The sequence below is a fragment of the Symbiobacterium turbinis genome (assembly GCF_055383075.1).
In genome coordinates, this window is sequence record NZ_AP042433.1 from 381,119 (window position 1) to 401,110 (window position 19,992).

17 protein-coding genes are annotated in these 19,992 nt (G+C 69.4%); all 17 read left to right on the forward strand.

The genetic code is table 11. The features are described 5' to 3' along the window. Positions 1-74: 74 nt before the first annotated feature. The 17 genes from infC (at position 75) to ACZ45O_RS01885 (ending at position 19,987) form a co-directional block, all read left to right on the forward strand. Positions 75-674: a translation initiation factor IF-3 gene (gene infC / locus ACZ45O_RS01805; RefSeq protein ID WP_464855263.1), complete on the forward strand. Its 600-nt coding sequence runs from the start codon at positions 75-77 to the stop codon at positions 672-674. 16 nt (positions 675-690) lie between these two features. Further along, the gene (gene rpmI, locus ACZ45O_RS01810; RefSeq protein WP_464855264.1) at positions 691-885 is read left to right on the forward strand and encodes a 50S ribosomal protein L35; all 195 of its coding nucleotides are present in this window, start codon (positions 691-693) and stop codon (positions 883-885) included. A gap of 62 nt (positions 886-947) precedes the next feature. Next, positions 948-1,301, forward strand: coding sequence for a 50S ribosomal protein L20 (gene rplT, locus ACZ45O_RS01815; protein ID WP_464855265.1), 354 nt, complete (start codon positions 948-950; stop codon positions 1,299-1,301). 57 nt (positions 1,302-1,358) lie between these two features. Continuing rightward, positions 1,359-2,009: a potassium channel family protein gene (locus tag ACZ45O_RS01820; RefSeq protein WP_464855266.1), complete on the forward strand. Its 651-nt coding sequence runs from the start codon at positions 1,359-1,361 to the stop codon at positions 2,007-2,009. 14 nt (positions 2,010-2,023) lie between these two features. Then, a complete protein-coding gene (locus ACZ45O_RS01825; RefSeq protein ID WP_464855267.1) occupies positions 2,024-3,394 on the forward strand; it encodes a TrkH family potassium uptake protein in 1,371 nt (456 codons plus the stop codon). Further along, complete coding sequence (locus ACZ45O_RS01830; protein ID WP_464855268.1) at positions 3,391-4,056, forward strand: potassium channel family protein; 666 nt, start codon at positions 3,391-3,393, stop codon at positions 4,054-4,056. The genes ACZ45O_RS01825 and ACZ45O_RS01830 overlap by 4 nt, the downstream gene beginning before the upstream one ends. Continuing rightward, positions 4,053-4,874, forward strand: a complete 822-nt coding sequence (locus tag ACZ45O_RS01835) for a TrmH family RNA methyltransferase (protein WP_464855269.1) — start codon at positions 4,053-4,055, stop codon at positions 4,872-4,874. Before ACZ45O_RS01830 ends, ACZ45O_RS01835 begins: the two co-directional genes overlap by 4 nt. 95 nt (positions 4,875-4,969) lie before the next feature. Further along, entirely contained in the window at positions 4,970-6,100 is a 1,131-nt protein-coding gene (locus ACZ45O_RS01840; RefSeq protein WP_464855270.1) for a glycosyltransferase family 4 protein, read from the forward strand. After that, positions 6,100-6,600 (forward strand): DUF4330 domain-containing protein, encoded by a 501-nt coding sequence (locus ACZ45O_RS01845; RefSeq protein ID WP_464855271.1) that lies wholly within the window; start codon positions 6,100-6,102, stop codon positions 6,598-6,600. The genes ACZ45O_RS01840 and ACZ45O_RS01845 overlap by 1 nt, the downstream gene beginning before the upstream one ends. 12 nt (positions 6,601-6,612) lie before the next feature. After that, positions 6,613-8,235 carry an O-antigen ligase family protein gene (locus ACZ45O_RS01850; RefSeq protein WP_464855272.1) on the forward strand — a complete coding sequence of 541 codons (1,623 nt, stop codon included), beginning with the start codon at positions 6,613-6,615 and terminating at the stop codon, positions 8,233-8,235. Then, positions 8,235-9,317 (forward strand): glycosyltransferase, encoded by a 1,083-nt coding sequence (locus ACZ45O_RS01855; protein ID WP_464855273.1) that lies wholly within the window; start codon positions 8,235-8,237, stop codon positions 9,315-9,317. The genes ACZ45O_RS01850 and ACZ45O_RS01855 overlap by 1 nt, the downstream gene beginning before the upstream one ends. Beyond that, the gene (murJ, locus tag ACZ45O_RS01860; RefSeq protein WP_464855274.1) at positions 9,314-10,882 is read left to right on the forward strand and encodes a murein biosynthesis integral membrane protein MurJ; all 1,569 of its coding nucleotides are present in this window, start codon (positions 9,314-9,316) and stop codon (positions 10,880-10,882) included. The genes ACZ45O_RS01855 and murJ overlap by 4 nt, the downstream gene beginning before the upstream one ends. Positions 10,883-10,906: 24 nt before the next feature. After that, positions 10,907-12,004 (forward strand): polysaccharide pyruvyl transferase CsaB, encoded by a 1,098-nt coding sequence (gene csaB, locus ACZ45O_RS01865; RefSeq protein WP_464855275.1) that lies wholly within the window; start codon positions 10,907-10,909, stop codon positions 12,002-12,004. Positions 12,005-12,602: 598 nt separating this feature from the next. Beyond that, positions 12,603-13,634: a phenylalanine--tRNA ligase subunit alpha gene (pheS, locus tag ACZ45O_RS01870; RefSeq protein ID WP_464855276.1), complete on the forward strand. Its 1,032-nt coding sequence runs from the start codon at positions 12,603-12,605 to the stop codon at positions 13,632-13,634. Between the two features lie 22 nt (positions 13,635-13,656). Continuing rightward, the gene (gene pheT, locus ACZ45O_RS01875) at positions 13,657-16,332 is read left to right on the forward strand and encodes a phenylalanine--tRNA ligase subunit beta (protein WP_464855277.1); all 2,676 of its coding nucleotides are present in this window, start codon (positions 13,657-13,659) and stop codon (positions 16,330-16,332) included. 1,037 nt (positions 16,333-17,369) lie between these two features. After that, positions 17,370-18,956, forward strand: a complete 1,587-nt coding sequence (locus tag ACZ45O_RS01880; protein ID WP_464855278.1) for an ABC transporter substrate-binding protein — start codon at positions 17,370-17,372, stop codon at positions 18,954-18,956. Between the two features lie 20 nt (positions 18,957-18,976). Further along, positions 18,977-19,987: an ABC transporter permease gene (locus ACZ45O_RS01885; protein WP_464855279.1), complete on the forward strand. Its 1,011-nt coding sequence runs from the start codon at positions 18,977-18,979 to the stop codon at positions 19,985-19,987. The last annotated feature ends 5 nt before the right edge of the window (positions 19,988-19,992 follow it).

Consider the following 19,992-nt stretch of genomic DNA (forward strand, 5'->3'; position numbering starts at 1 on the left):
TGGATTCGTCGCCTTGGTGCGGCGCTACAAGCTCAGCTTTGGACGCGGGTGGCCACTGGCCACCCGTTTCTGCTGTGTGCTTTGGGACGAGGCTGCCCGTGTCAGCAGTCAGGAGGTGTTCGTGTATCAAGGATCAGGTCCGGGTTAACGAGATGGTCAGGGCCCGCGAGGTTCGGCTTGTCGACGAGACGGGGGCGCAGTTGGGGGTCTTCTCCGCGCGCGAGGCGTATCGCATCGCGCAGGAGCGCGGCCTCGACCTGGTAGAGGTCGCCCCTCATGCCAGGCCGCCGGTCTGCAAGATCATGGATTATGGTCGGTACAAGTACGAGCAGGCGAAGCGGGAGCGCGAAGCGCGCAAGAAGCAGAAGGTCATCACCATTAAAGAGGTCAAGATGCGGCCCAACATCGATGACCACGACTTCGCGGTCCGGCAGCGGCAGGCGGAGTCGTTCCTGCGGGACGGCGACAAGGTGAAGGCCACAATCATGTTCCGGGGCCGCGAGGTCGTTCACGCGCAGCTGGGCAAGGAGGTCCTCGACCGGCTCCTGGAGACGGTGAAGGACATCTGCGTGGTCGAGCGCGCCCCGCGCCTTGAAGGGCGGAACATGGTCATGATCCTCGCACCGAAGGCCAATCTCGAACCCAAGCAGGCCCAGCAGGGCCAGGATAAATAAGGAGGAGTAACCGACCATGCCGAAGATGAAGTCCCATCGCGGCGCTGCCAAGCGGTTCAAGCTGACGGGCAGTGGCCTGGTGAAGCATTACCCCAGCAACAAGCACCACAAGAACACCCACAAGCGGGAGAACCGGATCCGCGCCCTGAAGCGCAACACCGTCCTCTCTCCGTCGTTCCAGAAGACGATCCGCGAGATTCTGCCTCGCTAACCAATACAAGTTCGCGTGCTCCGGGGCGGGGGCTCCGGGACGTGTCATAGGAGGAGAGCAAAATGGCGCGCATTAAAGCCGGGAAGACCACCCGCGCTCGTCATAAGAAGATCCTGAAGCTGGCCAAGGGCTACCGGGGCGGCCGGAGCCGGCTGTTCCGGCCCGCAAACGAAAGCGTGATGAAGGCGCTCTACTACGCCCGCCGCGACCGGCGGCAGCGGAAGCGCAACTTCCGCCGTCTGTGGATCGCCCGCATCAACGCCGCCGCCCGCATGAACGGCATGTCGTACAGCCAGTTCATGAACGGCCTCAACAAGGCTGGGGTGCAGCTCAACCGCAAGGTGCTGGCCGACATTGCCGTCAACGATGCCGCCGGTTTCTCGGCTCTGGTGGAGAAGGCCAAGGCCAGCCTCTAGCAGGCTCCGACGCCCACCCGAGAGGGTGGGCTTTCGTCTTGGAGGGGAGTAGCCGACATGGCGAAGCGATATGCTGTCATTGGGCTGGGGCGCTTCGGCGCCAGCTTGGCGCGGGAGCTCACGGAGGCCGGCCAGTACGTGCTGTCGGTGGATATCGACGCCAACCGGGTGGACGAGCTGGCGCCGCTGCTCAACCGGGTCGTGCGGGCCGACGGCACCGATCCCGCGGCCCTCAGGGTCCTGCGCATCCACGAGTTCGACACCGTGGTCGTGGCGATCGGCGACAACGTGGAGGCCAGCGTCATCACCGTGCTCCACTGCCGGGACCTGGGGGTGCCGTACCTGGTGGCCCAGGCGCAGGATGAGGCCCACGGCCGGATCCTGAAGCGCCTGGGGGCCGACCGGGTGGTCTACCCCCAGCGCGACATGGGCATCCGGGTCGCCAGCAACATCTCCGCCGGCGGCATCATCGATTACGTCCGCCTCTCCGACGAGTACGGGCTGGCGGAGATCACGCCGCCCCGGTCGGTGCTGGGCAGGAGCCTCCTGGAGCTTGACCTGCCCCACCGCTTCGGCCTGAACGTGATGGCGATCAAGCGCGGAAACCGCATCATCGTCTCGCCCAGGGCCGAAGAGCGCATCGCGGAGGGCGACATCATGGTGGTCATCGGCAGCGCCGCCGGCATCGCCCGGCTCCAGAGCGAATAAGGGGAGGGCGGGGCATGACGCTGCAGAAGCGGTGGAAGGCGCCGGCCTTCACGCCGCCCCAGGCCCTGGCGGTGGGCTTTGCGCTGTTGATCCTCATCGGCACGGTCCTGCTGGCTCTGCCGGTCTCCCACGCGCCCGGGCAGCGGGTTGCGCTGAGCGACGCCTTCTTCATGGCCACTTCCGCCGTGTGCGTGACCGGCCTGGCGGTGGTGGACGTGTCCACCACCTTCAGCACCTTCGGCGAGATCGTCATCCTGCTGCTGGTTCAGGCCGGGGGACTGGGCATCATGAGCCTCTCGGCAATGATGTTCCTGCTCACCGGCCGTCGCATTGGGCTGCAGGAGCGGCTGATGATGCAGGAGGCCCTGGGCTTCTTCTCCATCGCCGGGGTGGTGCGGCTCACCCGCACCATCATCACCGCAACCCTGGCCGTGGAGGCGGTGGGGGCCGCGCTGCTCTTTCTACGCTTCCGCGCCTACTACCCCACGGGGCAGGCCCTCTACTTCGGCATCTTCCACGCCGTCACGGCGTTCAACAACGCAGGCTTTGACCTCACCTCCCACTCCCTGCGGCTGTTCCAGCGCGACCCCGCCGTCCTGCTGGTGATCGCCGGGCTGATTCTGATGGGCGGCATGGGCTTCGTCGTGCTGCAGGACATGTGGCGGCAGATCCGGTGGGAGCGCTTCAGCCTGCAGACCAAACTGGTGCTGGTGGTCACGGGGCTGCTGGTGGGCGCCGCCACCCTGCTGGTGCTCGCCCTGGAGTACGCCAACCCCGCGACGCTGGCGGCGCTGCCGTTCCCGGAGAAGCTCCTCAACGCCTTCTTCACCGCGGTCACCTTCCGCACCGCGGGCTTCGAGTCGATTCCGACGGCGAGCATGGCCCACGCGGCGCTGCTGGTGGCGATGGTGCTCATGTTCATCGGCGGCTCTCCCGGCGGCACCGGCGGCGGCATCCGCACCACCACGTTCGCCGTCATCTTTCTGGCCGTGCGGTCGACCGTGCGGGGCGCCGCGGATATTCAGGCGATGGGCCGGCGGCTGCCGCGGGAGCTCCTGGACCGGGCGATTGCCATCGCCGCCATGGCCCTGGCCGTGATCATCGTCGTGGGCGGCCTGCTCCTGGTGACCGAGCGCCACCTGGTGGCCGAGCCCGGAAACCCCTTCACTGTGGCAGACGTCCTATTCGAGAGCACCTCGGCCTTCACCACGATGGGGCTCTCCACGGGCGTCACCCCCCACCTGAGCCTCCCCGGCCGCCTGCTGCTGACCCTCACCATGTACGTCGGCCGCATCGGACCGCTCACTGCGGCGGTAGCCCTGGCCCAGCGGCGGCGGGAGCGGGTGCACATCGACTATCCGGAAGAGCGGGTGATGATCGGGTGACCAAGAAGACCATCATCGTGGTCGGGCTGGGCCGCTTCGGCTCCACCGTGGCCCTTCACCTGCAGAAGATGGGCCACGAGGTGCTGGGCGTGGATCTGAACCAGGACCTGGTCGACCACGTCGCGCCGGAGCTGACCCACGCCGTCGCCTGCGATTCCACCGACGAGGAGGCCCTGCGCGCCCTGGGCCTGCGCAACTTCGACGTGGGCGTCGTCGCCATCGGCAGCGACGTGGAGGCCTCCATCCTGACGACGGTGCTCCTGAAGGAGCAGGGGCTGCCCCAGGTGGTGGCCAAGGCGCGCAGCGAACTGCACGGGCGCACCCTGGAGAAGGTGGGGGCGGACCGGGTGGTCTACCCCGAGCGGGACATGGGCGCACGCCTGGCGCATTCGCTGCTCACCGGCAGCGAGATCGACTACATCGAGCTCTCGCCCGAGTACACCATCATGGAGATGCTGGCCCCGCCGGCCCTGGCCGGGAAGACGCTGCGGGAGGCCAACCTGCGGGCCCGGTTCGGCATCTCGGTGCTGGCCCTGAAGTCCGGCGACCACATCAACGCGGCGCCGCTGGCCACCGACGTGATCAACCCCGGCGACAACCTGGTGCTGCTGGGCAGCAAGGAAGGCGTAAAGCAACTGGAAAGGACGCTGCAGCAGGGATGACGAGAGAGGCAACACCGCTGGGCCCGAGGCACACGCTGGTCAGGCAGGCCCGCGCGCTCGCCCGGGAGCGGCGGGCGCGGGAGGAAACCGGCCTCGCGCACATGGAGGGCGTGCGGCTGGTGGAGGAGGCCCTGGCCGCGGGCGTGGACGTTCGCTACCTGCTCTACACCCCCGAACTGGCGGAGCGGGAGCGGGGCGCGGCCCTGCTGCGCGCCGCCGCGGCCGCGGGCGTACCGCTTCATCCGGTGACGCCGGAGGCGCTGGAGCGGGCGGCGGACACCCGTACCCCGCAGGGGGTGGTGGGCGTGTTCCGGCCCCGGCCCCGCAGCCTGGATGACCTGGGGCCAGGTCTGGTGCTGGTGCTGGACGGCCTGCAGGATCCGGGAAACCTGGGCACCGTGATCCGCTCGCTGGAGGCGATGGGCGGCGGCGGCGCCGCGGTCGCCGGCGGCGTGGACGCGTACAACCCCAAGGTGGTGCGCGGCGCGATGGGTTCCCTTTTCCGGCTGCCGGTCCTGAAGCTGCCCCTGGCCGAGGCCCTGGCGGGCCTGCGTGCCGCCGGCCGCCGCATCTACGTGGCCGACGCGGGCGGCGATCTCGCCCCATGGGCGGTGGACCTGGCCAGGGGCGCTGCGGTGGTGGTGGGCAGCGAGGCCGCCGGCCCCTCGCCGGAGGCCCGCGCACAGGCGGACGGCGTGATCTCCATCCCGATGGCCGGCCCCACCGAGTCGCTCAACGCCGGCGTGGCCGCCTCGCTGCTCGCGTACGAGGCCATGCGGCAGCAGACCGCAGGGCCGTCGCCCACCTCGTCCCGCTGACGCCCGCCTGGTCCCGCTGACCGGGCGGCAGGGAAAAATGAAACACTCTCGTAAAATACTTAGGACAGCCCGCGCGCTGGGGGTGACAGAGCGCCATGACGAAGAACATGCCCAACATCCTGCTTGCTGCCATGGCCCTGGACCTGGGCGGGGCAGAGACCCATGTGATCAGCCTCGCGCGCGAGCTGCACCGGCGGGGGCACCGCGTGGTGGTGGCCTCGGCCGGCGGCCGCATGGTGCCCATGCTCGAGGCGCGCGGCATCCCGCATATCGTCGTTCCCATGGCCAGCCGCAACCCGCTGGCCATGGCCCGCGCCTGGTGGCGGCTGCGCCGGCTGGTGGCCGAGTATGACATCGGGCTGGTGCACGCCCACGCCCGCATTCCGGCGTGGCTCTGCTCGCTGGCCCTGCGGGGCCGGCCCATCCCGCTGGTCACCACCTACCACGGCACGTACAACGCCGGCTTCCCGTGGAAGTACCTGACCACCTTCGGCCGGCGGGCCATCGCCGTGAGCGAAGACGTGCGCCGCCACCTGGAGGGCCCGCTGGGGGCGCCGCCGGACATCATCAGGGTCATTCCCAACGGATTTGAGACCGGCGAGTTCCGGCCGGGGCTCGACATCGAACCGCTCCTGGCCGAGCTGGGAACCGACCGCACGGGGCCCCACGTGGTGCACGCCAGCCGGCTCACCGACGAGTTCGCCGACACGGCTGTGGCCCTGCTGCAGGCCCTGCCCCGGCTGCAGGAGCAGTTTCCCTCCATCCGGCTCTGGATCCTGGGCGATGGCAACCGGTTTGCGGAGGTGGCGCGCCTCGCCGACGAGGTCAACCGCAGCCTGGGCCGCGAGGCCGCCCGGGCCGTGGGCCACCGCCTGGATGTGGCCGCCTTCTTCAACCTCGCCGACTGCGTGGTGGCCGTGGCGCGCACCGCCACCGAGGCGATGCTCTGCGAGCGCCCGGTGATTATCGCCGGCGAGGGGGGCTACCGGGGCATCCTCACCCCCGAGCGGATTCCGCTGTACGCCGGGGCCAACTTCACCGCCCGCGAGGGCGGCACACCCCTGAACCCGGCGGTGCTGGCGTCCGACATCGCCGGCCTGCTGGCTCCCGGGAAAGAAGCCGAACGGGAGCGCCTGGGGCGCGCCGGGCGGGAGTTCGTGGTGGCCAGCCTTTCCATTGAATCTGTGACCGCGCGCATTCTCGACGTCTACGCGGAGGTGCTCTGATGAAGCTGATCGACAACAAGGGCCGGCTCTTCGGCAAGATCAACCTGCTGGATCTGGTGGTGCTGCTGGCCGTCCTGGCCGTCGCGGGGCGGTTCGCCTACGGGAAGCTGTCGGGTCCTGCCGCGGCGCCCACCGGGCAGGACCAGGTGATCGAGATGACCTTCCGGCTGCCGGCCGTCACCCAGTGGACGGTCGACGCGATTCAGGTGGGCGACGAGGTGTACGACAGCAAGTCGAACACCCGGATGGGCAAGATCGTCGAGACCTGGACGGAACCGGCCGTGGTGGTGCGCGAGATGCCCGACGGCATCGTCCCCCACGTCTCCGACACCCACTTTGACCTGTACGTGACGGTGCGCGGACCCGCCCGGGTCTCGCCCAACGGCATCACCATGAGCGGGATCGAGGTGAAGGTGGGGCGCACCAACCAGTACAAGAGCGCCTACTGGGCAGGATCCGGCACGACGGTCGCCTTCAACCTCACTCCGCCCGAGCGCTAGGGGGCCGGGCGTATGGTTCGGTCACCCCTTTTGGACGTCTGGGAGACAAGCCTGATCGGGCGCCTGGCCGCCTGGTTCCTGGCGGTGTGGGAGGACAGCCTGCTGGGGCGCGCCCTCTCCCGACTCGGCGCCTTCGGCGCGCGCGTCTTCGCCGGGTCGGTGATCGGCCGCCTCTGGTTCTCCGACTGGCCGCAGGCGGAGGACGCCGGCGGGCTGACAGGCCGCGCCCTCAGGGGGCTCGGCCGCCTGGGTGAGGCCCTGGGCCGGGCCGTGGGGCCGTGGCTCCGGGGCCTGTGGGAGAGCAGCGCGGTGGTCGCCCTCGGCCGGCAGGTCGTCCGGGCGGTGGGCGGCCTCCTGGCCGGCAGCCACCTGTGGCGGCTGTTCTGGGGCTACAAGGACGATGTCGCGCTCGCGCCGGCTGAGGCGCAGGAGAGGCCCACCTCGCCGGTGGTCTACCTGCTGGGGCTGCTGCTGGGCCTGCTGCCGCTGGTGCCCCACACCATGTCGGGCCTCTCCACCGCCGCGATGGTCGTGGGCGTGTGGTCGCTGGCCGGCCTCGCGCTGCTCCTCCGGTTCGCCCGGGGCGACTTCCGCTGGCAGGCGCCGTCGGCTTTGCTGCCGCTGGTCCTCCTGCTCCTGGTGGTGGCCGCGGCGGCCGTGCAGTCGCTGGCCCCGGGCGCCAGCCTGCTGAACCTCGTCATCTGGCTCACGGCCGGACTGCTCTTCTGGCTGGTCGCCGACCAGGTGCGCACCTCCCGGGATGCGGCGGCGCTCCTGGGGCCGGTGCTCGCCGGCGCCATGCTCATGACCCTGTGGGCGGTGTACCAGGTGATCAACCCGCCGGAGATCGAGGAGTCGTGGGTCGACCCCGAGCAGGCGGGCGAGGTGATCCGCGTCTTCGCCAGCATGGGCAACCCCAACTACCTGGCCGAGTACATGACCCTCTTCCTGCCGCCGGCCATCGGCCTGTGGCTGCAGAATCCCCGCCGGCAGCTGCCCCTGGCCCTGCCTGTGGCGATGATGCTGCTGGCCCTGCTGCTCACCGGCTCCCGCGGCGGCTGGCTGGCGACGGCCGGCGCACTGGGCCTCTTTGTACTGGTGCGCTTCCGGCGCTGGACCGTCTTCCTGCTCTTCGGCGGGCTGGCCCTGCTGCTGTTGGCGCCTGACGCCATCCTGATGCGGCTGCTCTCCGCCTTCTCGCTGGAGGACACGTCCAACCTGTACCGGGTGAACATCTGGATCGGCGTGCTGGCGATGCTGCGCAAGTACTGGGTGCTGGGGGTCGGGGCGGGGGCCGAGGCCTTCGCCAAGGGCTACCAGGAGTTCATGCTGGCCGGGGCGCGGGCGGCCCACGCCCACAACGTGCCGCTGCAGATCTTCGCGGAGATGGGCGTACTGGGGCTCATCGCCGTGGTGTGGGCGCTCCTGGCCGCGGTGCGCCGCCCCTTCGTCGTGGGCGCGGACCGCCGCAGCAGCTATCTCCTGGCGGCGGTGCCCTGCGCCATGACCGGCCTCCTGGTGCACGGCCTGGTCGACTACGTGTGGTACAATCCTAAGATACTGTTCGCCTTCTGGGCCCTGGCCGGCCTGGGCGCCGGCCTTGCCCTGGGCCATAGAGAGGAAAGAGCAAGTTGATGGACGCAAACACAGGCCTGCCCCGGGTGCTGCACGTGTGCAGCGACACCAACATCGGCGGCGCGGGCCGATACGTGCTCACCCTGCTGACCCAGCCCCTCATCGCAGAGCGGTACGCGGTGGCGGCAGCCTGCCCCGAGGGGGCCCTGGCTGCCGCCCTGCGGCGCGCAGGCGTGCAGGTCTTTCTCTACCCCGGCGCCGACCGCTCGCTCTCCTGGTCCGGGCTCTGGCACCTGCTGGGGCTGATCCGGCGCTGGCGCCCGCACATCGTGCATACCCACGGCGCGCTCTCCGGGCGCATCGCCGCCCGGCTGGCCGGCGCCCGGGTCGTCTACACGAAGCACGGGCTGGCCGCGGCGGTGGAGGCGTCGGTGCAGGTGCGCAGCCCGGGGGGCTGGCTCCGCCGGCAGGCCGTCCGCCGCTTCGCCGACCGCATCGTGGCGGTGTCGGCCGCGGTGCGGGATGCCCTGATCGCGCAGGGGGCCGATCCCGGCGTGGTGCGGGTGATCCCCGGCGGCGTCGACCTGCGGGCGTATGCGGAGCTGCCGCCGCCGGTGCCGGGGGTGGTGGGCGCGCTGGGGCGGCTGGAGCGGGAGAAGGGCTTCGACGTGCTCCTGGACGCCATGGCGGAGCTGAGGGGCGAGGCCCGCCTGATCCTGGGCGGCGACGGCTCCCAGCGGCAGGCGCTCGCGGCACGGGTGCAGGCAGAGGAGCTGCCGGTGGAGCTTACCGGCTTCGTGGCCGACGTGCCCGCGTTCCTGGGGCGCACCGGCGTGTTCGTCCTGCCGTCCCGGTCGGAGGGGCTGGGCCTGGTGGCCGTGGAGGCGATGGCGGCCGGGCGGCCGGTGGTCGCCTCCTGCACCGGCGGCCTGCCTGAGGTGGTGGTGGACGGCGAGACGGGGCTGCTGGTGGAGCCGGAGGACCCGGTGGCGCTGGCACGGGCGATCCGGATGCTGCTGGCCGACCCGGACCGGGCCGCCCGCATGGGCGCGGCCGGGCGCCAGCGGGTGCGGGAGCGGTTCAGCGCCGAACGGATGGCGCGCGAGACCGCCGCCCTCTACGAGGAGCTGATGGCCCCATGACGGCCGGAAGCGCCCGCACGCTGGTGAAGGCGGCGACCATCATCTCGGGCGCCGCCGCCCTGAGCCGCATCCTCGGCTACGTGCGCGAGATGCTCCTGGCCGCCCGGTTCGGCGCGACCTACACCACCGACGCCTACCTGACCGCGCACGACCTCCCGTACTCCCTCTTTCTCACCGTCAGCGCCGGGCTGGTGATGGTCTTCATCCCCGTCTACCGCGAGGTGGTGCAGCGGCAGGGCGAGCGCGCCGCGGGGCGGCTGGTCGTCACCGTGACGAACCTGACCCTGCTGGTGGCCCTGGCCCTGCTGATCGCAGGCTGGGCCCTGGCCCCGTGGTTCGTGCCGCTGCTCGTGCCCCACTTCCCCGAGCACGCCCACGCCCTCACGATCTCGCTCACCCGCACCATGCTGCCGATGCTGCTCTTCATGGGGCTCGGCGGCGTGGCCACGGCGGTGCTCAACGCCAACCACCGCTTCACGGCGCCGGCGTTCGTCGGCCTGGTGAACAACCTGCCGGTGGTGCTGGTCCTGATGGTGGTCTCCCAGGCGGCACAGATCCGCTGGGTGGCCTGGGCGGTGGTGGCGGGGGCGGCGGCAGGGGCCCTCATGCTGCTCCCCGGCCTCCGGGGGCTGGGCCTCAACTGGCGCCCGTCCATCGACTGGCGGGATCCCGGTCTCGCCAAGGTGGGCCGGCTCATCGTGCCGGTGCTGGTTACCACGGGGATCATCCAGGTTCAGGATTTCTTCGACCGCTTTCTGGCCTCGGGCCTTGCGGAGGGGTCGATCTCGGCCCTGAACTACGCGGTGAAGGTGAACTCGCTGCCCTACGGGGTCGTCGGCGCGGCCATCGCCACCGTGCTCTACCCGACGCTGGCGTCCCAGGCCGCCGGCCGGCAGGCCGACGACCTGCGCGAGACCCTCTCCCGGGGCCTGCGCATGCTCAGCTTCGTGCTGCTGCCGATGGCGGTGGGACTCTGGGTCTTCCGGGAGCCCATCGTACAGCTCATGTTCCAGCGGGGCGCCTTCGACCCCGCGGCCACGCGGGCCACCGCCTATGCCCTGCTCTTCTACGCGCCGGGCATCCTGCTCTTCGGCTGGCAGGACTTCCTGAACAGGTGCTTCTGGGCCCTTCAGGACACCCGCACGCCCATGTGGGCGGCGGCCGGGCTGGTGGCCTTCGGCCTCATCTTCAAGCTGGCGCTGCTCCAGCCGCTGGCCCACGGGGGCCTGGCCCTGGGGCAGACGCTGGCCACGCTGGTTTCCGTGGGGTACCTGCTCTGGCGGCTGCGGGCCCGGCTCACCTTCATCGGAGGGCGGGAGATTCTGCGCAGCCTGGGCGTGAACCTGTTCACCTCTGCCGCCGGCGGGCTCGCCGGGCTGGCGGCCTTCCGGCTCATCGCCAACTGGGCTGCGGGCGACGGGCTGATCGCACAGGTCCTGCGGCTCTTCCCCGCCCTGGGCGTGGTGGTGGTCGTTCACGTGGCCCTCGCCCTGCTGCTGGGCAACCGGGAGGGGACAGAGGTGGTGTCACGGGCATACCAGCGGCTTGCGAGGCGAAGGGCATGAACAGGGCGGAAAGGAGGTGTCACCGTGGCTGAGATCCTGATCGCCGGGTACTACGGCTTCCACAACGCCGGCGACGAGGCGATGCTGGCGGGCCTGCGGCGCGCCATCCGGGAGCTGCGGCCCGATGTGACCTTCACGGCCATCTCGGGCACGGCGTCGCAGACCCGCAACCTGCACGGCATCCGCGCCGTCAGCCGCAGCGACCTGCGGGCGATCTGGGAGGCCATCGGCCGCGCGGACCTGGTGATGTTCGGCGGCGGTAGCCTGCTGCAGGACGTGACCAGCAGCCGCTCGCTCATCTACTACCTCGGCCTGGCGACCATGGCATGGCTCAGGCGCAAGCCGGTGATGTTCTGCGCGCAGGGCATCGGCCCCGTCACGCGCCCCCTGGGCCGGGCGATGGTGCCCCTCATCGTGAACCGCGCCGCTCTGATCACCGCCCGCGATCCCGAGGCGGCCGAGACGTTCCGGAGGCTGGGCGTCACGAGGCCCCCGGTCACGGTGACCGCCGACGCGGCCCTGGTGCTGGGGCCCGCGGACCGCGAGACCGGCGAGGCGCTGCTCCGGCAGGCCGGGGTGGAGCTGGACCGCCCGCTGATCGGCGTCTCCGTGCGCCCCTGGAAGCCGGGGCCGGAGCCAATGGAGCCCCGCCTGGCGGAGGCCCTGGACAAGCTCGCGCGCGAGGCCGGCGCGCGGGTGGTCTTCATCCCCATGCAGCAGCCGAAGGACGTCGATGCCAGCCGGGCCGTGACCGCGCACATGCGCGAGCCGGCGGTCGTGCTGAACGGCGCGCACACCTACGAGGACCTGCGGGCCGTGATCGCCCGGTGCGACCTGGTGGTCGGACTGCGCTACCACTCGCTGGTCTTCGCGGCGATGAGCGGCGTGCCGCTGGTGGGTCTTTCCTACGATCCGAAGAACGACGCTTTCCTGCGCCAGATCGGCATGGAGGCCGCGGGCAGCACCGAGAGGCTGGATCCGGCCGCGGTGGTGGCGGCGGGCCGGCGGGCGCTCGCGGAAGCGCCGGCCGTCCGCGCCGACCTGCTGCGCCAGATGGACCGGCTGGTTCCGCTGGCCAGGCTGAACGCCGAACTGGCGGTGGAGCTCCTGCAGGGCCGCTGAGAACGGGGCCCGGCAGGGGCTTTAACGCGGTTATGTGCTGCTGCCTTGCTGGAGCAGTGGGGCTGTGGTATACTTACAGCCATCAGGTAAATGGAACGAGGGTAGAGGGAGGGAGTGGCGGCATGTCCAATTCCGCTACCGCTGAGGTCTTCTGGACCATCTTCTCCAACACCGGTTCCGTTATCGCCTACCTGCTCTACAAGCGTTTTACCGTTCAATGACGAGCTCGTTGATTCATGGCAAGACGCACAGGCCTTGATGGAGGAAAGTAGCCGACACCGGCGGTGTCCAGGGAGGCCGCGCCCCGACTGAAAGCAGGCTCTCCGCCCGTCGTGCGAAGTTCCCTCCGGAGCCTCTCCGCTGAACGGCTGCTGTTCCCGCGGCGGCCCAGTAGGTGGAGACGGGGCCCTCCCGTTACAGAGGGGCGGCGTGATGGCGCCGGCGCGAGGGGAGCCCGCAGGCGGGCTCAATTCGGGTGGTACCGCGGAAGCGAGCGCTTTCGTCCCGACCGGGGGACGGAGGCGCTCGTTTTGTGTCAAGCCGTCAGGCTCTCGTTCCGTTCGCTCTCTAGTATTGCTGTTTTCTCGGAGGTGGCCTCATGAAGGACCAGTTGCTGAAGCTGCGGGATGAGGCGCTCGCCGCCATCGCCGGTGTGTCCGACGCCGGGGCGATCCAGGAGATGCGCGTGCGCTACCTCGGCAAGAAGTCGGAGCTGAGCCGCGTCCTGGGCGGCCTGGGCAAGCTGCCGACGGTGGAGGAGCGCAGGGCGATGGGCGCCCTGGGCAACGAGATCAAGCAGGCGATCACGCAGGCCCTGGACGCCCGGGAGGCGGAGCTGGCCGCCGCCGAGCTGGAGGCGCGGCTCGCGGCCGAGCGCATCGACGTCACCCTGCCGGGCGCGCCGGTGCGCCGGGGCCACCTGCACATCCTGTACCAGGTGATCCACCGCATCGAGGAGATCTTCATCGCGATGGGTTACGAGGTGGCCGAGTCGCGCCAGGTGGAGACCGACTGGTACAACTTCGAGGCCCTGAACATTCCCAAGGGCCATCCGGCCCGCGACGCGCAGGACTCGCTCTTCATCTCTGACGAGGTGCTTTTGCGCACCCACACTTCCAACACGCAGATCCGCTACATGCTGGAGGTGGCCAAGGGGCGGACTCCGGTGAAGATCATCTGCCCCGGCCGGGTCTTCCGGCGCGACTTCGAGGACGCCACCCACGCGATGATGTTCCACCAGGTGGAGGGGCTGGTGATCGACAAGGGGATCACCCTGGCCTCGCTGAAGGGCGCCCTCACCGAGATGGCCCGGGGCCTCTTCGGCCCGGACGTGGGCATTCGCCTGAGGCCCTCCTACTTCCCGTTCACGGAGCCCTCGGCCGAGATGGACATCTCGTGCATCTTCTGCGGCGGGAAGGGCTGTCGCACCTGCAAGGGCTCGGGCTGGATCGAGATCGGCGGCTCGGGCATGGTGCACCCCAACGTGCTGCGCGCCGGCGGCTACGACCCGGAGGAGGTTTCGGGCTGGGCCTTCGGCTACGGGCCGGAGCGGGTGGCCATGCTGATGTACGGCATCGAGGACATTCGGCACTTTGTCACCGGCGACATGCGGTTCCTGCGGCAGTTCTAGCACAGAGGGGGAGAAGGCACAGATGCGGGTATCGTACAACTGGCTGATGGACTACGTGGATGTGGACCTCTCTCCGCAGGAGCTGGCCGAGAGGCTGACTGCCCGGGGCGTGGTGGTGGAGAACCTGGTCAGCGCCAACCCCGGGGTGGAGGGGGTCGTGGTGGGCCGGGTCGTCGCGATGGAGCGGCACCCCAACGCGGACACGCTCTGGGTCTGCCAGGTGGACGTGGGCGGGGGCGAGGTGCTGCAGATCCTGACCGGCGCGCAGAACGTCACCGTCGGGGCCCTGGTGCCCGCGGCCGTTCCCGGCTCGAAGCTGCCGGGGATGACGATGGGCGTCAAGAAGCTGCGCGGGCTCGACTCCCACGGCATGCTCTGCTCGGAGGCGGAACTGAAGGTTGGCGACGACGAGGACGGCATCCTGATCCTGCCGCCTGAGGAGGACCTGGAGCCGGGCATGGACATTGCCGAGGTGCTGGGCCTGAACGACTGGATCCTCGAGCTGGACCTGACCGCCAACTACGCGGCCCACTGCCAGTCGATGGTCGGCGTGGCGCAGGAGGTGGCGGCGCTGGTGGGCGGCGAGGTGATCGCGCCCGAGACCTACACCGAGGACGCGCCCGACACCGACGTGAACGACCTGATCTCGATTCAGATCGACACCCCCGACCTCTGCAGCCGTTACGTGGCGCGGGTGGTGCGCGGGGTGAAGATCGGGCCCTCGCCCCAGTGGCTGCAGGCCCGGGTGCGGGCTGCGGGGATGCGGCCCATCAACAACATCGTCGATATCGCCAACTTCGTCATGCTGGAGATGGGCCAGCCGCTGCACACCTTCGACTACCAGAAAATTCGCGGCCAGAAGATCATCGTGCGCCGCGCGTTCGCCGGCGAGCGCTTCACCACCCTGGACGGCCAGGAGCGGGTGCTGGACGAGAACGTCCTGGTGATCGCCGACGCCGAGGGGCCAGTGGCCCTGGCCGGCGTGATGGGCGGCGAGGACTCTGAGGTGACCGACGAGACGGTGGACATCCTCATCGAGTCGGCTCACTTCGACAACATCAACAACCGGCGCACCGCCCTGCGTTACAACCTGATCAGCGAGGCCTCCAAGCGGTTCACCAAGGGGGTCGACCCCTCCGGCTGTGTGGCGGCGGCCGACAGGGCGGCGCAGCTGATCGCCGAGCTGGCCGGCGGCACGGTGGTGGCCGGCCACGTGGACGCCTATCCCCGCCCGACCGTGCCGTCCGTCGTCCTGCTGCGCACGGAGCGGGCCAACGGCCTCACGGGGCTGAAGCTCTCGCCGGAGCGGATGGCGGCCCACCTCCAGAGCCTGGGCATGGTCGTCCTGAAGCCCGCCGACCTGGCGGCAGACCTGGCCCTGGGCGCGCCGGAGACCGGCGAGGAGGCGGGGGAGGACCTGAGCGGCCGTCCCGTGTGGACCGCCATGCACCAGGTCTCGCCCGTGCCGTCTGACCCGGACGCCTACCGCACCTGGGCCGAGGCGGCCTGGGCGGAGCTGGAGGCCGCCGGCGAGCGGCTGGCATCGCTGATGGGCGCTGGTGTGGGCGCTGGTGCTATCGAGGGCGCTGGCGGCGGCCTGGTCGGCGCAGGCGACGCCGGTGAGATCCTGGTGGTCGTCGTGCCCACCCGGCGCAGCGACATTGCCATCGAGGTGGATCTGATCGAGGAGATCGCCCGCTGCGAGGGGTACGACCAGATCCCGCTGGAGCTGCCCGTGCTGCCCTCCACCCGCGGCGGGCGCACCCGCCAGGGCGAGGTGAAGCTGGCGGCCCGGCGGGCGCTGGCCGGCGCTGGCCTCACCGAGGTGCTCACCCACTCGCTGGTCCATCCCCGGGTTTACGACCTGCTGGGCCTGCCCGAGGACGACCCGCACCGGCGCTTCCTGACCCTGGCGAACCCGATGTACGACGACCGCTCCACCCTGCGCACCATGCTGCTGCCGGGCGTGCTGGACGTGGTCAGGTACAACGTGAACCGGCAGATCCGTGACCTGGCCATCTTCGAGATCAGCCACGTCTACCGGCCCGTGGAGGGCGAGCTGCTCCCCGAGGAGCCGCTGATGGTGGCCCTGGCGCTGACCGGCAACCTGGCGCCGCTGGGCTGGAACAGCCCTGAGCGGCCCGCGGACTTTTTCGCCCTGAAGGGCGTGGTCGAGCACCTGCTGGCGGAGCTGGGCGTGCAGGGGGCCCGCTTCGAGCGCAGCGAGAACTCCGTTCTGCACCCCGGCCGGCAGGCGGCGCTGCTGATCGGCGGCGAACCGGTGGGCTACCTGGGCGAGCTGCACCCGACGGTGCAGGAGCGCTGGGAGTTGCCCGGCCGCGTCTACGTGGCCGAGTTCGCCTTCGCCCCGCTGATGGACGCCATGCTTCCCCGGGCGGTGTACCGGCCCGTGCCCCGGTTCCCGGCCGTCGCCCGCGACGTGGCGATGCTGGTCGACCTCGACTTGCCCGCCGACCGGCTGGAGGCGGCGATCCGTGAGGCAGGCGGCGGCCTGCTGGAGGAAGTGCGTCTGTTCGACGTGTACCAGGGCGAGCGGGTGGCGGAGGGCAAGCGGTCGCTGGCCTACCACCTGGTCTACCGCGCCGCGGACCGCACGCTGACCGATGCCGAGCTGGAGCCGGTGCACAACCGGGTCCGGGAGGCGCTGAAGGCGCTGGGGGCGGAGCTGCGGAGCTAGCGGCGAGTGGGCTGTGGCTGCGGGCTTCGGGCTGCGAACTGGCCGCCCTGGGTCCTGAACCCTGAGCCCGGTTCTCTTCGGCATGGTCCGCACAATTCTGAGGAGGGGGTGTAGGCCCCCTCCTCAGTTCATAGAGACTGTGGCCCACCGCCTGCGACGGGAACCGCAGGTTTTACGCTTCCGCGTTCGAGCGAAAGCGAAAAACTTGCGGCTCCCAACCAGGGGGAGCGCCCCCGACCTCGCAGACCCCCGCCTGACCGGGTCATTATGTCAACCGAACTGGGGTATTATGTCATCTAACGGGCGCCCGCCGCCGGCGAACACGCAGCGTCGACACCTAGATCCTCCTTCAACCCGCCCGCCGCCACCTGGGAACCGCAGGTTTTACGCTTCCGCGTTCGAGCGAAAGCGGAAAACTTGCGGTTCCCACTGTTGACAGGGCTATTCGGCGTTCGAGCACGCCGAATAGCCCTGTCAGTTTTCATACTGCCTGATGATTATTGCCACCAACCGCCCTCAACACCGGCTGGCAAGAACGGCAGGGCGAAAGACATGCAACAACATGCGACAATGCGGGCGGGATGGTGAGCGCAGGGGCCTGCCGCACAGAGCCGGTGCGCAGGCATGCCTGGACATGGATTGGGAGATGCCCGCGGTGCGCTGGCCTTCTCTGACCGGCATCTGAAGCGAGCGCCGGTCCCGCTGCCGGATGGTTTCGCCGAGGCCTACCCGGAGGAAATCTCTGCGCGAAGAGGCGAAAGTGACCCTGGTCCATCTAGCGGCCCCAGACCGGGCATAATCATCTACCACCCTCCGTCGTCTTAATTCACTGGGAGGCCCGGGGGTCGGGTTCAGCGCAAGTTTCCCGCCGATTCCAATATCTGTCCGCCGCGCTGAAGGGGTTTGGCGGGGGGCCGTCGAATCCAACAACTTGTGCCCGTGCAGACAAGTTGGAAGCTGGCGCACGCCGCTCCTCGTGTGGCGTCGCGCCTGCTTTCTCCCGAGGCCCGAAAGACAAAGAGGAGGGGGATGAATTGGTGAAGCGTGGACGTTGGATCCGACTGGTGGCGACGGCCATGGCCGCCGGCCTGCTGGTGATGGCAGGTTGTTCGTCCGGGCAGAGAAGCGACAGCTCCGGCGACCGGCAGCAGGCAGAGGGCCGGCGCCTGTCCATCACGATTGACGCGTTCCAGGGTCGCGTTCCGGAGGCAGAAGCGGTGGCGGCTTATCTGCGCCAGATCGGTGTTCAGGCCGAGGTGCGCATTTGGGAAAAGAACGCGTTGCTAGAGGAAATCAAGCAGGGGACCCGGGTTGCCTACACCCAGGACTGGGGGAGTTCTACCTTTGATCCCTACGACCTGGCCGTGCCGAAGTTGAAGACCAACGACCGCGGCAACTATTCCTTCTACTCCAACCCCGAGGTTGACCGGTTGCTGGATGAGGGGTCTTCGGGGACGGATCCCGACGCACGCCGCAACGCATACCATCAGGCCCAGCAGATCCTGATTGAGGACGCGCCGTGGATCTTCGGCTACTACATGGACGTGGTCGAGGCCACCACCGCCGATGTCGTCGGCTTCACCCCGGCCATGGACAGCCGCATCAACCTGCACGACGTCAGCCGCACCGGCGCCGACTCGCTGGTGGTCGGGATGCGCGTGGACCGGCTCCAGTCGCTGGATCCGGCCAACCACCGCGACCGTGACACGGAGACCGTCATCCGCAACATCTACGACGGTCTGGTCACCCGCACCCCCAACGGCGAGATCGTTCCCGAGCTGGCGGAGTCCTGGGAGCAGCCGGATCCGACGACCTACATCTTCAAGCTGAAGCAGGGCGTGAAGTTCCACGACGGCACCGAGATGACCGCCGACGACGTCGTCTTCACCTTCGAGCGGATCATGGCGCCCGACGGCGTTGACGGCCAGCAGTCCCCCCGCCTGGGTCTGCTCGGACCCATCAAGTCGGTGGAGAAGCTGAGCGACTACGAGGTGAAGTTCACCCTGGAGCACCCGTTCCCGACCTGGCTCCAGCTGCTGCCGCACACCCAGATCGTGTCCAAGGCCCACGTGGAGCGGATGGGTTCCTCGCAGGCCCTGTCCGAGAACCCCATGGGCACCGGCCCGTTCAAGTTCGTGCGCGGCCAGGTGGACACCGAGATCGTGCTGGAGCGGTTCGACGACTACTACGGCGGGTCGGATGCGCTGCCGCCCGTGGGGCCTGCGCAGTTGAAGACGGTCACCTTCCGCATGATTCCGGAGCCCTCCACCCGGGTGGCGGCCCTGAAGGCCGGCGAGGTCCACATCATCCAGGAGGTGCCGGTTGACCAGATTCCGCTGCTGGAGGCCGACAGCAACGTGAAGGTGCTGACCACCCAGGGCACGCGGCTCTACATGATCGAGCTCAACAACAACATCCTCACCGACGCCCGGGTGCGCCGCGCCCTGAACCATGCCGTCGACTGGGACACGATTCTGCGCGAGATCTACGGCGGCCGGGCCCACAGGGTGGCGACGGCCATGCTGCCCAGCGGATTCGGTTTCGATGAGTCGATCGAGCCCCTGAAGTACGATCCCGAGCTGGCGAAGCAGCTCCTGCAGGAGGCCGGATACGTGACGGATTAACGGATTGGGAGGCGGATGGCGTGAAAGCGATTCGGATACTGGAGCGGGTGTTGACGGCCCTGCCGATGTCGCTCTTGATGCTGCTGCTGGTCTTTGTCTTTGTACGCCTCCTGCCCGGCGACCCGGTGGACATCATGATGGGTCAGGCCGGCAACGTCTCCCAGGCCGAGATCGACGCGCTCCGCCGCGAGCTTCATCTGGATCTGCCGCTGACGGAGCAGCTCTCCATCTTCGTGCGGGGGCTGCTCCGCGGCGACCTGGGGCTATCGTTCCGGGAGCAGCGTCCGGTTACCGACATCATCGCTGAGGCCTTCCCGGCGACGGTCGAACTGGCCCTGGCGGCCCTCACGTTCGCCCTGATGGTCGGCCTGCCCATCGGGGTGATCTCGGCGGTCAGGCGAAACTCCGTCTTCGACCGGCTCGCCATGGGCTTCTCGTTCCTGGGCATCTCGATGCCCGCCTTCTGGCTCGGCATCATGGCCATCATGCTCTTCTCCGTGCACCTGGGCTGGACGCCGGTGCAGGGCCGGCTCTCCGCGGGCATCGCACCGCCCGACCTCACCGGGCTGTACGTGCTGGATGCCATCCTGGCGCGGGACTGGGTGCTGCTGAAGGACGCCCTGCGCCACCTGGTGCTGCCAGCCGTGACGCTGGGCGCCGAACTCACGGCGATCATCGCCCGGGTGACGCGCTCCTCCATGCTGGAGGCGCTGCAGATGGATTACGTCATGGCGGCCCGCTCCCGGGGGGTGCCCGAGTGGCAGGTTGTGCTGCGGCACGGTCTCAGGAATGCGCTCATCCCCACGGTTACGGTCACGGGGCTCCAGCTCGGCGTGCTGCTGGGCGGCAACATGATCGTCGAAACCGTCTTCGGCTGGCCCGGACTGGGCCGGCTGGTCGTGGGGGCGATCTTCGGCCGCGACTACGCGCTGGTGCAGGGGGCAGTCATGCTGTACGCGCTGACGTTCCTGATTGCAAACCTGCTAGTGGACATCATCTACACGCAGCTGAATCCGAAGCTCGAACTCTAGAGGAG

Coding starts and splice junctions, on each gene's coding strand:
- ACZ45O_RS01820 (WP_464855266.1), top strand. CDS start 1,359: ATGGCGAAGCGATATGCTGTCATTGGGCTGGGGCGCTTCGGCGCCAGC.
- ACZ45O_RS01855 (WP_464855273.1), top strand. CDS start 8,235: ATGGACGCAAACACAGGCCTGCCCCGGGTGCTGCACGTGTGCAGCGAC.
- ACZ45O_RS01845 (WP_464855271.1), top strand. CDS start 6,100: ATGAAGCTGATCGACAACAAGGGCCGGCTCTTCGGCAAGATCAACCTG.
- rplT (WP_464855265.1), top strand. CDS start 948: ATGGCGCGCATTAAAGCCGGGAAGACCACCCGCGCTCGTCATAAGAAG.
- pheT (WP_464855277.1), top strand. CDS start 13,657: ATGCGGGTATCGTACAACTGGCTGATGGACTACGTGGATGTGGACCTC.
- ACZ45O_RS01850 (WP_464855272.1), top strand. CDS start 6,613: ATGGTTCGGTCACCCCTTTTGGACGTCTGGGAGACAAGCCTGATCGGG.
- ACZ45O_RS01825 (WP_464855267.1), top strand. CDS start 2,024: ATGACGCTGCAGAAGCGGTGGAAGGCGCCGGCCTTCACGCCGCCCCAG.
- ACZ45O_RS01835 (WP_464855269.1), top strand. CDS start 4,053: ATGACGAGAGAGGCAACACCGCTGGGCCCGAGGCACACGCTGGTCAGG.
- rpmI (WP_464855264.1), top strand. CDS start 691: ATGCCGAAGATGAAGTCCCATCGCGGCGCTGCCAAGCGGTTCAAGCTG.
- ACZ45O_RS01840 (WP_464855270.1), top strand. CDS start 4,970: ATGACGAAGAACATGCCCAACATCCTGCTTGCTGCCATGGCCCTGGAC.
- murJ (WP_464855274.1), top strand. CDS start 9,314: ATGACGGCCGGAAGCGCCCGCACGCTGGTGAAGGCGGCGACCATCATC.
- pheS (WP_464855276.1), top strand. CDS start 12,603: ATGAAGGACCAGTTGCTGAAGCTGCGGGATGAGGCGCTCGCCGCCATC.